We start from the raw sequence: 12464 nt of genomic DNA on the forward strand, positions 1-12464 counted from the left end.
GATTTCCGCCGGCAAAGCCTCCAAGGCCGAGCTGGATGCGGTGCTTGGTGTGCAGGACTTGTGGGATTTGTTGGAAATCATCCAGGTGGACGCCCATAACGCACGCGTAATGCAGGAGGGGAAATAGTGGCAATGGTACTTGACGAGCTCGTCCTCGCCCTGGGTATTGACGACAAAAACTTCAGCGCTGGCGAGCAGGCGGTAGTGGCAGGGCTTGACCGCCTGACAGCGGTCATGGAGAACGTTGCGCAGGCGTTCGACACCGGCGAGAAGAAAAGCAGCGAGGCGCTGGATAAAACCGGGAAAAAAGCCGACAAAACCGCCAAAGACATGGAAGCCAGCGGCAAAAAGGCGGCGTCGTTCTTTTCCAGTATTCGCGCCCAGGTGCTGGCGCTGGCCGGCGTCACGTTGTCGCTGGGCGGCCTCAAAAGCTTTGTTACCGGGTTCACCAGTAACCTGAACCAGTTGGCGACGGCGGCCGATGCTTTTGGCATGTCGGCCAAATCGCTGGATGGCTGGACCAAGGCGGGCGAGGCGTTCGGTGTCAGTGCCAATGAGATTGTTGGCGCGTTCTCCCGCATCAACGATGCAAAGGCACGCTTAAAATCTGGCCTTGGGCTGGATCCACAACTTCAAAGCCTGCTACTGGCCGCCAACCAGGCGGGCGCCAATATCGATCTGGGCCGGGATGGGACTGAAGATATTGTCCGCAAATTGGCAGCCGCGTTTCCAAACCTGAATAAGGATCAGCAGCAGGCCTATGGCAGTGAGCTGGGGTATGGCTACGCCGCGCAGCAATGGTTCGGCTCTGGCCATGCGTTGCGCGATGTTGACCGATTTACAGCGCACTCAGGCGTTGACGATCAGTCAATCGCGGCGGCGCGAAAGTTTCGCCAGCAGTGGGCAGAGATCAGCCAGGCCTTTGAGAAAACGGGATACATCCTCTTTAACGCGCTGCTGCCTTACATCAAACAGTTCAACGCGTGGCTGAACGATCTGGCGAGCTGGATGGCACAGCACCCGGATGAAATCAAAGCCGCAGTGCAGGGCGTGTTCGATGTTCTGTCGAGCATTGTCGGTATCGCCGGTGAAGCCGCCAATGCGGTAGGAGGCTGGCAGAACGCCATTCTGCTGCTGGTTAGCGCATCGGTGGGTGGCAAGCTGCTTTCCCTGTTTAAAGGGCTCAGCGGGGCGCTGATGGGGCCTGCCGGCCTTATTGCAGCTCTGGTGGCGCTTGAGGAGTTTGTCATTAAACCCCTCGAGGAAAAATACCCTGCGCTGAAAAATAACCCCGTTGCGGATGCCCTGAACAATCTGCCATTCAGTGACAAGGTAGAGGGGTGGGGAAAATCCGCTCACGATTGGGTTAAGGATACATTCGGGATCAATCTTCCGCGTGGTGATGGTTACGGGCAAGACCAGGCTCCGACGCAGTTTGCTCAATCTGTACGCCGGCCACAGCCAACAAAGGCCGGTGAGGAAATGCTGGCGTGGCTGCAGCCGAAACTCAGCAAGCTGGAGGAAACGTTCGGGCTCCCTGCCGGGCTGCTGCGCAGCATGGTGATCACGGAGTCAGGCGGCGATACTCAGGCTATATCGAAAGCGGGCGCCAAAGGGCCGTTTCAGTTCATGCCAGGCACGGCGAAGGACTTTGGGCTGGTCGGCGATGACGTTTTTGATCCGGAGAAATCAGCCTATGCCGCAGCGCGCTACATGTCGCAGCTGCTGAAAATGTTCGATGGTGATCTGGGTAAGGCGCTGGCGGCGTATAACTGGGGCCAGGGTAATGTTGAGCGCAAAGGGCTCGGCGCGGCCCCGCAGGAAACGCGGGAATACGTGCCGAAGGTGTTGTCGAATTTGCCTCAGCCGGGCGCAGGCATGGCGGCGCAGGCGCGCCAGCCGGTCGGCGGTTCGCAATCCACGATCACCGAAACAACCCATATCGGCACTCTGCAGGTGAATTCGCCGGCGGACAGCACGAAAGGGATCATCGACGACGCAAGGCAAAAAATTAATCGCTCCAGCTTTGTGGGCGCGTATGCATCGGGAGTGTCGACATGAGGTTTTCCCTGAATCAGGCCACTGTACTGAATGCTGTGCGGGGCGGTGGCCTGCTGTCTGTCGTTAACAGCGTGTTGGCACCGGGATACGGAGTTTATTATGCCTCCGGCGCCAGTGTCGGCACGAAGCCCTTTTCGCCAACGTCATTTGTCGTTATCGAAGTGGGGGGCGAAGCGTCGATCACCACGGCGCCGATCGAGCGAGGTGGTTACACCTCATTCAACAAGGTGCAGCGGCCGGCAGAATTACACATTACGTTTACCGTGGAAGGCTGGACAGGGTTTTCAGGCGGGCTTCCGAACCTGACCAATCTCACGCTGACATCCCGCTCGGACGTGCTGGCCACCCTGGAGACGATGCGCACAACGGCGGAGGTTTATGACATCGAAACCCCCGACAAAACCTATTCGTCCTATGACCTGACCAAATACGATTATCGGATCCGAAGCGACGGCGGCCCGACGTTGCTTACGGTAACGGCGGTTTTTCAGGACGTGCAGGACGTGGCCGAGGTGACCGTCAGCAGCGAGACATCGCAGGCCGACACTACCAATAATCAAATCACCCAGGGAGCGAGCGCCAAAACGGAGCTCGTTACCTCTTCAACGAGTGGTTCCACCCTTTCTGATGTGAAGAAAGCGATCTCCGGCGTGCAGCGCTCGGCGTCGGAATTGGTTGGGAACATTGCCGATAAGGTTTCGTCAGCGGTCGAGGATGTGACCAAACCTCTCGGAGAGGTCACCGTCAGCGCGACGCAAAAGTTGGATGCGGCGGTTAAGCAATTGGCGCGGAGTTTAACCTGATGCTGGAAATTGTACTCAAGCCCCTCAAGTCTCAACGATTCACCGTCTCCCTGAATAATCAGGCCTGTGAAATTCGTCTGGCACAGCGTACCACGGGGCTATATATCGATCTGACCGTTAACGGCACTCCCTGCCTGCAGGGGGTGTTGTGCCTGAACGGCAACAAGATCGTGCGTTACGTCTATCTGCCATTCGCCGGCGAATTATTTTTCGCTGACCTGGCGGGAAACGCGGATCCTGAATGGTCCGGCCTGGGTGAGCGTTTCAAACTTTACTACCTTGCGCCGGAGGAAATGCCGTGAGCTATCAACAACGGGATATCAGGGTGGAGTTTACCCTGGCAGAGGGGCGAACGTTTGACGATCGGGGTAACGTGCTTACCGTCAAGAATGCGCGCTGCTATATAAGCCTGGCGGCGTATGGCGGGATTGCCGGCACGCAAATTACCCTTTATCTGTGGGGGCTCGTGGCCCAGCAGATGGCGGCGCTGAGCTACAAAGGGATTTGGATTGATGGGGCCAAGCCTAATCGGATCCGCGTATGGGCTGCTGACCGTCTGATTTTCGAAGGGTTTATCAGCGATGCATATGCGGATTACAACCAGGCTCCGGATGTGCCGCTGATTATTACGGCGAACATGATGTTTTATCTGCGGGCGAAAAAGGTGTCGCCATTCAGCGCGAAAGGCCCCGTCTCGATCGATGACATTTTGATGCCAATGGCATCATCAGTGGGGCTGAAATATGAGAATCAGGGCGTTAAACGCACGCTGCCCGATCCGTATTTCCAGGGAGATATCACGCAGCAGATGATCGAGGCGGCACGGGCTGTTGATGCCGAGATCGATATCAACGTGGAGAAGGTGACGATCTGGCCAAAGGGAGTCTCCCGAAAAGAGCCGGCATTGTTCGTTTCTCCCGACCACGGATTAATCGGATATCCCATTTTTACCAATGTTGGGCTGAGCATTTCATGTCTGTTCTGTCCTGATATTTTTATTGGTCGCAAATTGTCGTTGGTGACCTCACTCCCGAACGCCAGCGGCCGCTATGCGGTGCTCGGTGCAATGCACACGTTAACCTCATGGATTGAGGGCGGTCAATGTTCAACATCCTGCGAATTGTTGCGGCAACCCGGGGGCTGATATGGAGAATTTTCATGTAAACGGCTCCGATCTGAATGGTGATATCAACGCGCAGGACTTCGTTATGCGCCAGTTTCTGGGGCGTCATGCGTTTATCACGTTGTGTAGGGTGATCAATGCCAATGGGGAGCACGTGGACATTCGCCCTATGGTGATGGCCGTCGCTGGCGACGGCTCACCTATCCCGCATGAGGTGATTTACAACGTGCCGGTATGGCGTCTACAGGGTGGCCAAAGTGCGGTGATTATGCCACCGAAAGCCGGTGATATTGGGTTCATAGCGATTTGCGATCGGGATATCAGCGGGGTTAAAGCCACGCGCCAGCCCGCGATGCCCGGTTCAAGGCGCACGCACAGCCTGTCAGATGCGATCTATCTGGGTGGTGTGCTGAATGGCGACCCGGTGCAATTTGTCGAGTTTGCCGATCAGCAGATCAATGTAACTTCACCCTGGAAAATTACGCTGAATGCGCCGGATGTTGAAACCAATGCATCGAAGCGCTTTGCCGTTAACTCGCCGGAAATCGCACTGAACGGCGCGACCGAGGTGAGCCAGAAGTTTACAGCCAAAGGCAAAGCGGAACTGTCCGCCGGCGCCACGATTAGTGGCATCGAGTTTGGTGACCACGTGCATGGTGGCGTGCAATCAGGCAGCGCGCAGACGAATAAACCGCAATAGGGGGCATGATGCAAACTCGCTCACTTCTTCTCGATACGAATACCTGGGATCTGATGCTGGACGACAAAGGCAACCTGGCGGTCACGGACAATCCTTATGCGGTGGCGCAGGATGTGGCGTGCGCCTGCAGCACTTTCCTTGGCGAGTGTTGGTATGACAACACGCTCGGAATTCCTTATTACCCGCGGATCCTCGGCCATTGGCCCGGCACGCAGCTGATTAACACCAAAATGCAGCAGGAGGCGATGAAACTGCCGACGGTCTCCAGCGCGCTGTGTACGGCAGTCTCTGATGGCGATCGCCGCATTGGTGGCGTAATGACGATCACCGATACCAATTTCAACGATTACACGGTGCTGTTATGACGGATGAAAACACCAATTACACAACTGCGGTACCGGCGGTTACGTTTTCAAAAACGGGGCTGCTGGTGCCGGATGAGGTGGACATACTAAACGGCCGGTTAACCGATTTCTCCACCGCGCTGGGGAGCTCGATGGGGACCAGTCTGACAAGCCCACAGGGGCAGCTGGCGATGAGCGATTCGGCCATCATCGCCGATAAGAACGATCAGTTGCTGGCGATCGCGAACCAGGTGAACGCGGACTACAGCAGCGGCAGGTTTCAGGATGCGATTGGCCGGGTTTATTTCCTCGACCGCATCGGTGCCACCGGCACGACAGTAACCGGGACGTGCTCAGGGCTGGTGGATACGCTGATCCCTGCTGGAAGCCTGGCACAGGATGAAGCAGGGTATCTCTACGCCAGCCTTTCCGATGCAACGATCGGCGCCGCCGGTAGCGTGGATGTGGTTTTCCAGAACCTCACGACAGGCCCGATCGGTTGCCCCATTGGTGCGCTCAGCAAGGTCTACAAAGCGATCCCTGGCTGGTCAGGTGTGACCAACCGCGCCGCCGGGGTGCCGGGCAACAATGAGGAGAGCAGAGCCGACTTTGAGCACCGCCGACGCAATTCCGTTGCCAACAATGCCCGGAATACATTGAACGCGATCCGCGGCGAGATCCTCGCAAAAGTTCCCAACGTAGTGGACGTATACGTTACGCATAACCCGACCCCGGTAGACAGACAAGTCGGCCCATCCAAATATACATTGAAGAAAAACTCGTTCTACGTTGGCGTATATGGCGGAAAGGCTGAGGATATCGCGGATGCTATCTGGCGCAAGGCGCCGCCCGGTGTCGACATGAACGGAGATTCCTCATACACGATTGCAGATACCGACGGCTATGAGCCGCCATACCCGGAGTATGTGATCACTTGGCAAGGGTTGAAGCCGGTGAGCGTGTCAGTGAGGGTTATCCTGAGAAAAAGCGAATATTTGCCATCGGACATTACCGATCAGGTAAAGAATAAAGTGATTGCGGCATTCAATGGCGCTGATGGGGGCAATCGCGCGCGTGCAGCGGCTGCGCTGGCCGCCGGGCGATTTTATGCGGGCATTTACAGCATTGACCCTTCAAACATCGATATTCTCAGCCTGGCGCTGAGCAGGGATGGTAACGCCTTTTCCTCATCCCTCCAGTTTGGTATCGACGAAATTCCGACGCTGGATCCGAACAATATCAGCGTAGAGCTGCAGGAGGTCTAAATTGCAGAATGTGGCCGCCACTGTGCTCGCACAGTACGCCGCCAGCCCCCGCCTTAACGCCCTGATCGGCAGCTTCAACGAAGCCGTTTCCCCCGACAAGTTCGTCGATGATTTTTACGATCTGATCTGGAACATCGAAACCGCAGAGACCTATGGCCTCGATGTGTGGGGAAAAATTGTGGACGTAAGCCGGCGGCTAACGGTCGACGACGACTTTAATTATTTGGGGTTCAGTGAGGCGCGGCTGGATACGCCAACGCGGACAGATCCCCGCCCATTTGACCAGGCGCCGTTCTATAGCGGTGAGAGCACAACGCAGACCATTGAACTTGCGGACCCGATCTATCGCCGTCTGATCATGATGAAAGCCATGAGCAATATCACCGATTGCTCAATACCGAATATCAATCGGATGTTGCGTTACATGTTCGGCGATCGGGGGCGCGCCTATATCCAGAACGATGGCGGAATGAAGATGAGCTATGTGTTCGAGTTTGAACTGTCGACCGCAGAGCTGGCTATCGTGCAGTCCTCCGGCGCACTGCCGGCGCCGCCAGGTATTAACGTTTCAATAATTCAGAAGGCATAAAATGAAACTGACAGATAAACCGCGTCAGATTGTAGTGCCGTTCGCCAGCGGTACTGCTGACAAAAACACGATCCCCAATAACGCCACGCAGGAAACCAAGGAAAAGGGCAAAGCTGCCTATGACTCTGGCTTTCCGCCACTCACAATGACAGCGATCGCGGCCGGCGGTATCCCGCCGCACGGGAAGGATTTTAACGGACTGCTGAACGACATCACTGCGGCAATTCGTTTTTCTCAAGCCGGCGGTCAGTATACCTTTGATTCCGCTTTTGCTCAGGCTATCGGCGGATATGCAAAAGGCGCGACGGTATTAAGCGCTGACGGCTCGAAAATCTGGTGGAATACCGTTGATTCAAACACCACGGATCCGGACGGCGCCAGTGCAGCGGGCTGGAAAAATCTGTTGGCGGATCCCAATGGGCTGTTTCTTCAAAAGTCACAAAACTTGGCGGATTTACAAAATAAAGCGGAGGGCCGGAAAAACCTTGAGCTCGGTACTGCTGCGACAAAAAACGTCGGCACTGGCAGTGGTAATGTTATGGAAATGGGCACGGCGGGTTTGGGTGTCGGGCCAATAGCCAAAAGCGACGCTTACAGTAACATCGCGCAGTTTTACCGCGTAAATGCCTCGGCAGCTAATAAGCCCCCAGCGGTGTCCGGGAACGTATCAGCTGGCGTTGTATGCTTGCCTATGGATGCCGCACCGTCCTCAGGCTACGTTGCTGTTGTTGGCGGTAATATGGCTGCGTATGTTGGTGTTTCTCAAGCAGAGGCTGGTGGGATTACCTGGGCGAGAATTTATACCGATAAGTTTAAACCTACTGCTGCTGATATTAATGCTGTTGCTAAGACTGGCGACACTATGACGGGACAATTGTTTTCCCCCGCTATTTCCACAACGCCAGGAGCAATTCCGTGGGGAGCTGGGCCATTTTCCGAACAGTTGAACAATCAGGCGCCATTCTTTCAGCCTAATTGGCAATGGCCTGTAACATCAGGCGGTGTTTATGTGCCAATAGTTAAAGGGGTGTCAACTCGACAAGGGCAAGGCTATCCAACTGCAGTGAGTTTTGGATATTTGCTCAGTGGTACGCCAAGCTTTGCACAAGCCTGCATCCATGCAAAGGGCGATAATACAGATGTAAATTGGCGATTTGACGCAAATGGCGGGAACTTTTATTGTCCAGGCGGAGTTTATGCAAATAATGCTATTTTTCATGTCGACGGTAATATTACCGGTAATATCTGGGGTGGGTATCTTAGTAACTGGCTGAATCAAAATATATCAAATGCGCAAAATAACGCTCAAAACTGGGCTTATCAAAATCTTGTCCAAAACGTCAGGCTCACTGGACGAATTAACCAGCCTGATACTGGGGGGCAAGTTAGAGCTCCTGACGGTTGCGTGTTTACTGGTATGTCTGGGGCCAACTATAACCCATCTATTTGGGCTTCTTATTCATATGTCCAAGTTTTAATTAATGGTTCTTGGCGAAATATAGGGACTTCTTAATCATGGTTAAATTTGAAAACTTTGCTATTTACAAGCCTGATTTTAAATCCACCGAAGAGAATGAGCCAGCATATAGACCTGATATTCTTTACGCCAGAGATAAAAATGGGCGAGACTGGTACGCCTGTCAGGCGGATTTTAGTCCAGACACGCTGAAGGTCATGTATGACGAGAATGGCATTATCGTCTGTATATCAAAAGACGTCACAGCAATTTTCCCTCCAGGTTTCTCAGTAGCAGAGGTGGCGATTAGCGAAACCCCACCTGAAGCGTGCAACGATATGACGTGGGTATATCGTGACGGAAGGGTGATTAAGCGCACCTACAGCTCTGCTGAAAAACGCAAGATGTTACAGGGGGAGAAAGAACGTCGTATCGCACGTGTTAACCACGTTACGCAAACCCTCAATAGCAAGTTGCTATTGGGTATGGCTACCGATGAAGAGAAAGCCAAATTGCGGGTATGGATGGACTACGTTAACGAGATCGAGAAGATCAGCGATGACACAGATCTTGAAAAAATCGTGTGGCCGGAACCAAAAATAAAGCCCTCATGGTAGAGGGCTGAATAGGTCAATTATTATCCGTTCCCAATGATACAATGGCTGTATTACCTGAAATGAACAGAGAATATTCCTTATTAGTTGAGATTGGTTTAATCCCACTGCTAATCATACGAGAAAGCACATTTTTATTGTTTTGTTCATCTCCATAACCATGCAGAGTCTGCGGGAACCCTTTGTTAATTAGTTGAAAAGAGGCTAAAAACTCAGATGCAGGGCTAAGGAAATAGCCTATTAATGGTTTGTTGTCCACTAACAATTTAGCCCTTTCATTTATATTGACCTGGCCAACTGTTCCGATGGTGGTAATTTCATTATGAGTGAGCAAGTCACGACTGATCATGTTAAAAATAAAATCTTCATACTCGCGCTGTGATTTAATGGCACTGCCTAATTGTGCGCTGAATGCAATTGCTGTAATAACAGGAATTAGTGATAAATATTTCATTTTTGGTAAAAAATAAACAATGGGAATCGATATTAAAACAAGACACGCTGAGAAGGAAACTAAAGTCCTGGGGAATACCGGAGCATCTTTAAGAAATATGGTTGGCCCCATCAGTGAAACTAAAAATATAATTAGGGAAATAACCAAATAAAGGCTGAATGATAATATTGATTTTTTCTTATGGCGATTTGCAAACAACATGAAAATCAAGCCAGCAACAACTGGAATCAAAAAATAAATATAAACCGGGCCATAGAAATATGATAGCACCATGTTTTTTAATGAACTAAGCGTAGAGGCTAAATGCTCTAGCCCTTCAGTATTAGCTGATATGATCTCTGCGCGTGAATTACTTTTTGCAGCAAAGAATAACATGTAAACCATGTAAAAAGAGACGAATAAAGCTGTTTTTTTAAGTATTCTTCTTATAATGTCAGTGGCTTTACAGTCATTTTTTACTGCTGCGATCATTACGTCTACAGCAAGTAAACCAATAAATACATTTGCGCATGGTTGGTATATGGTTAAAGATAGTACGCCAGCGAAAAGTTTTACTAAAGTTTGTCTGGTAGGATTACTGGCTGTATAGGTATAAGCCATAACCGCTAGGAAAAAAGCAATGGACATGCCTAAAGAGTCATATCTGTAAGCGATATTTTGCAGCATGAATGGATTAAAAATTAGAAGAGCCGAAACTAATTTGTGTGAAGGAACTTCTAACCTCGATAAATGATCGCTAAGTAAAAGCGATGCCCCACCGATAAACAAGCAGGAAGCAATCATAGTATAGGGGTATAGATCAAGGTTATAGTGGCCACTGGCGGATAAAACTTTCATGAGAATATCTGCAACAGGCCGACCTAATCCTCTCCATCCATACTGACCAGTTATGGCTCTATCTAGATCATCCCTATAAAAAACACCAGCTTGGATTAATGGATAAATAAAAAGAAGAGCAATCCCTGAGTAAAGGAGCAGTGCTTTTTTGTCGATTTTACAAAACATTTTAATTCTCATCTCACTTCTTTATTATATAGCGTGGGCGACGTTTGGTTTCAATGTATATTCTACCAATATATTCCCCAAGCACTCCGATTCCTATAAGCTGTACACCGCCAAGGAAAAGAATGGAAACAATAATTGAAGGGTAGCCAGCTACCGGGTTGCCCCAAATAACCTTATCTATGATCATCCATGCGCCATACATGAAGGAAATTGCAGCAACAAAAAATCCAATGTAAGCCCAAACACGAAGAGGGAAGGTGGAAAAACTTGTAATTCCCTCTATTGCCAAATTCCAAAGCTTCCAGCCATTAAATTTGCTGGTTCCTGCGACTCGCTCGGCTCTAGAGTATTCAACAATTTCAACATTTCCGCCAACCCAGCTAAGGATACCTTTCATAAATAGGTTTCTCTCTGGAAGTAATTTAATGCTTTCTACCACTTCCCTGGTCATCAGCCTAAAATCACCTACATTCTCTTCTATGGCCGGTTTACTTATTTTATTGTGTACTCGATAAAACCATTCTGCTGTTTTTCTCTTCATTCGGCCATCGCATTGCCTATCCATACGTTTAGCCAACACCACGTCTGCACCATCTTGCCACTTATTCAATAATAGTGGGATAACATCAATTGGATCTTGAAGGTCAACGTCAATTGGGATAATAGCATCACCGGTAGCGGCTTCCAAACCAGCAAATAATGCAGGTTCTTTCCCGAAATTCCTGGAAAAATTTATCGATTTAACATTTTGATCATCATTAGATAAGGAAGACAGTATTTCTTCCGTTCTATCTGAGCTACCATCGTTGACGAAAACGATCTCTACATCTATATGCTGAAAAGGTTTAAACTGACGCACAGATTGGTAGAATAGAGGAATTGCTTCTTCCTCGTTGAATACGGGAACTACAAGTGAAATTTTCATTTATCTTCCCTGAAGACAACTAACTTAGAATAAATGAAGCCACAGATTAGGCTGATCACTGAAAAAGTAACGAGAGTTACAATTGGGTTTGCATGTAGCGTATCTGCTGCCCAACCGACAGAGAATGCCATACCTCCCATAAACAACACATACACCATATAGCGGTAAGTTGTAGCTTGTGCCTTGAACGTCCACTTGGCGTTAGCAAAGAACGAAACGGTTACAGCGATGCCAAAAGCGACAACATTTGAAACTGATTGTGAGAAACCGCTAAAGAGCATGAGCCCAAAAACAGCCCAGTGAGCCAGGGTATTCATTACCCCTACAGATGCATAACGTATAAAAGTATTCAATGCGTAAAATTCTTAAATGTTGGTTTGCTATATTCTGCCATCGCATGATATTGATGGCAAAATTTTCTAGCCCATCAAGATGATAAGTAAGCACAATCACTATCGTTGGGGCATGGTGACGTACTGTAGTAACAACGTATGACTCCCAGCACGCCGTCCGTCAGCGTTGCCTCACGCCACCTGATAGTTGGGTTCTGGCGCTCCTCTCAGACTGATATCGCAAGGGATAATGTCGCGATAAACATCAGCACAGTGTTCTACTTGTGGATGCGAAAACGCGCTGAAGGTCGAACTTCGATCGTGAGTTGTAGCCTGGAGGGAACTCGGCCATTCATCGAAACTATCTTTCTTTACCGATCAATATCCTACCTTTCTAACAAAAATCCGAACTTTCCCCCGTCAAAATCTTGCGCATATACTGTATAAAAACACAGTAACAAGGCAACATTATGACTTTCTTTTATCCAACACCAAACCCAACCAAGCTCAAAATCCCGCTTTTCGCCGACAAGGTGCCGGCGGGGTTTCCCAGTCCTGCAGCAGATTACGTCAGTTCGCGCATCGATCTGAACGAGTACTGCATCAGCCATCCCAATGCGACCTATTTTCTCTATGCGACAGGTGATTCCATGCTTGAGGCAGGGATCACTGAGGGCTCTATGCTTGTTGTTGACCGCAGCATCAGTCCGGCCCATGGAGATATTGTTATTGCCAGCATAGCCGGCGAGTTCACCGTGAAGCGTCTCTGTTTGCATCCTCGCGCGCAATTGGA

The 12464-nt window shown here is 50.5% G+C and carries 14 protein-coding genes; 11 read left to right on the plus strand and 3 right to left on the minus strand.

Annotated elements, in window-relative coordinates; genetic code table 11:
• The first annotated feature begins 126 nt into the window (after nt 1-126).
• The 10 genes from ACJ8PE_RS19650 to ACJ8PE_RS19695 are packed head-to-tail and all read left to right on the plus strand — an operon-like array spanning nt 127 to nt 8958.
• Nucleotides 127-2061, plus strand: coding sequence for a transglycosylase SLT domain-containing protein (locus tag ACJ8PE_RS19650; protein ID WP_197832691.1), 1935 nt, complete (start codon nt 127-129; stop codon nt 2059-2061).
• Complete coding sequence (locus tag ACJ8PE_RS19655; protein ID WP_182264661.1) at nt 2058-2864, plus strand: phage baseplate protein; 807 nt, start codon at nt 2058-2060, stop codon at nt 2862-2864. Before ACJ8PE_RS19650 ends, ACJ8PE_RS19655 begins: the two co-directional genes overlap by 4 nt.
• On the plus strand, nt 2864-3166 hold the full coding sequence (locus ACJ8PE_RS19660) for a phage baseplate plug family protein (protein ID WP_182264660.1): 303 nt from the start codon (nt 2864-2866) through the stop codon (nt 3164-3166). The genes ACJ8PE_RS19655 and ACJ8PE_RS19660 overlap by 1 nt, the downstream gene beginning before the upstream one ends.
• Nucleotides 3163-4008 carry a baseplate hub protein gene (locus ACJ8PE_RS19665; protein WP_038875720.1) on the plus strand — a complete coding sequence of 282 codons (846 nt, stop codon included), beginning with the start codon at nt 3163-3165 and terminating at the stop codon, nt 4006-4008. The genes ACJ8PE_RS19660 and ACJ8PE_RS19665 overlap by 4 nt, the downstream gene beginning before the upstream one ends.
• Nucleotide 4009: 1 nt before the next feature.
• Entirely contained in the window at nt 4010-4687 is a 678-nt protein-coding gene (locus ACJ8PE_RS19670) for a Gp138 family membrane-puncturing spike protein (RefSeq protein ID WP_038875716.1), read from the plus strand.
• An 8-nt stretch (nt 4688-4695) separates the two neighbouring features.
• Nucleotides 4696-5052, plus strand: a complete 357-nt coding sequence (locus tag ACJ8PE_RS19675; protein WP_038875867.1) for a hypothetical protein — start codon at nt 4696-4698, stop codon at nt 5050-5052.
• Nucleotides 5049-6296 carry a baseplate J/gp47 family protein gene (locus ACJ8PE_RS19680; RefSeq protein ID WP_195879964.1) on the plus strand — a complete coding sequence of 416 codons (1248 nt, stop codon included), beginning with the start codon at nt 5049-5051 and terminating at the stop codon, nt 6294-6296. The genes ACJ8PE_RS19675 and ACJ8PE_RS19680 overlap by 4 nt, the downstream gene beginning before the upstream one ends.
• 1 nt (nt 6297) lies before the next feature.
• A complete protein-coding gene (locus ACJ8PE_RS19685; protein WP_089191830.1) occupies nt 6298-6885 on the plus strand; it encodes a DUF2612 domain-containing protein in 588 nt (195 codons plus the stop codon).
• Between the two features lies 1 nt (nt 6886).
• Entirely contained in the window at nt 6887-8398 is a 1512-nt protein-coding gene (locus ACJ8PE_RS19690; protein ID WP_164120316.1) for a hypothetical protein, read from the plus strand.
• A 2-nt stretch (nt 8399-8400) separates the two neighbouring features.
• A complete protein-coding gene (locus tag ACJ8PE_RS19695; RefSeq protein WP_122004116.1) occupies nt 8401-8958 on the plus strand; it encodes a tail fiber assembly protein in 558 nt (185 codons plus the stop codon).
• A 13-nt stretch (nt 8959-8971) separates the two neighbouring features.
• Here the strand turns inward: ACJ8PE_RS19695 and ACJ8PE_RS19700 are convergent, their stop codons facing one another.
• From ACJ8PE_RS19700 to ACJ8PE_RS19710, 3 genes are read right to left on the minus strand one after another with little or no spacing between them, the layout of a single operon-like run.
• Entirely contained in the window at nt 8972-10426 is a 1455-nt protein-coding gene (locus ACJ8PE_RS19700; RefSeq protein ID WP_242015918.1) for a glucosyltransferase domain-containing protein, read from the minus strand.
• Nucleotide 10427: 1 nt separating this feature from the next.
• Nucleotides 10428-11339, minus strand: a complete 912-nt coding sequence (locus ACJ8PE_RS19705; protein WP_060447306.1) for a glycosyltransferase family 2 protein — start codon at nt 11337-11339, stop codon at nt 10428-10430.
• Nucleotides 11336-11692 (minus strand): GtrA family protein, encoded by a 357-nt coding sequence (locus ACJ8PE_RS19710; protein WP_072271515.1) that lies wholly within the window; start codon nt 11690-11692, stop codon nt 11336-11338. The genes ACJ8PE_RS19705 and ACJ8PE_RS19710 overlap by 4 nt, the downstream gene beginning before the upstream one ends.
• A gap of 449 nt (nt 11693-12141) precedes the next feature.
• On the opposite strand from ACJ8PE_RS19710, the gene umuD reads away from it, so the two are divergent.
• Nucleotides 12142-12464 (plus strand): translesion error-prone DNA polymerase V autoproteolytic subunit (gene umuD, locus ACJ8PE_RS19715; protein ID WP_442536850.1); only part of this gene is annotated, 323 nt, incomplete at its 3' end.

It is taken from the genome of Serratia sp. CY74737, from assembly GCF_052166775.1.
In the GTDB taxonomy this organism is placed as follows: Bacteria; Pseudomonadota; Gammaproteobacteria; order Enterobacterales; family Enterobacteriaceae; genus Serratia; species Serratia ureilytica.

What these genes read in the sequence shown, in the direction of transcription:
- ACJ8PE_RS19690 (WP_164120316.1), top strand. Translation starts at nt 6,887, where the DNA reads ATGAAACTGACAGATAAACCGCGTCAGATTGTAGTGCCGTTCGCCAGC.
- ACJ8PE_RS19705 (WP_060447306.1), bottom strand. Translation starts at nt 11,339, where the DNA reads ATGAAAATTTCACTTGTAGTTCCCGTATTCAACGAGGAAGAAGCAATT.
- ACJ8PE_RS19655 (WP_182264661.1), top strand. Translation starts at nt 2,058, where the DNA reads ATGAGGTTTTCCCTGAATCAGGCCACTGTACTGAATGCTGTGCGGGGC.
- ACJ8PE_RS19695 (WP_122004116.1), top strand. Translation starts at nt 8,401, where the DNA reads ATGGTTAAATTTGAAAACTTTGCTATTTACAAGCCTGATTTTAAATCC.
- ACJ8PE_RS19675 (WP_038875867.1), top strand. Translation starts at nt 4,696, where the DNA reads ATGCAAACTCGCTCACTTCTTCTCGATACGAATACCTGGGATCTGATG.
- ACJ8PE_RS19670 (WP_038875716.1), top strand. Translation starts at nt 4,010, where the DNA reads ATGGAGAATTTTCATGTAAACGGCTCCGATCTGAATGGTGATATCAAC.
- ACJ8PE_RS19680 (WP_195879964.1), top strand. Translation starts at nt 5,049, where the DNA reads ATGACGGATGAAAACACCAATTACACAACTGCGGTACCGGCGGTTACG.
- ACJ8PE_RS19660 (WP_182264660.1), top strand. Translation starts at nt 2,864, where the DNA reads ATGCTGGAAATTGTACTCAAGCCCCTCAAGTCTCAACGATTCACCGTC.
- ACJ8PE_RS19700 (WP_242015918.1), bottom strand. Translation starts at nt 10,426, where the DNA reads ATGAGAATTAAAATGTTTTGTAAAATCGACAAAAAAGCACTGCTCCTT.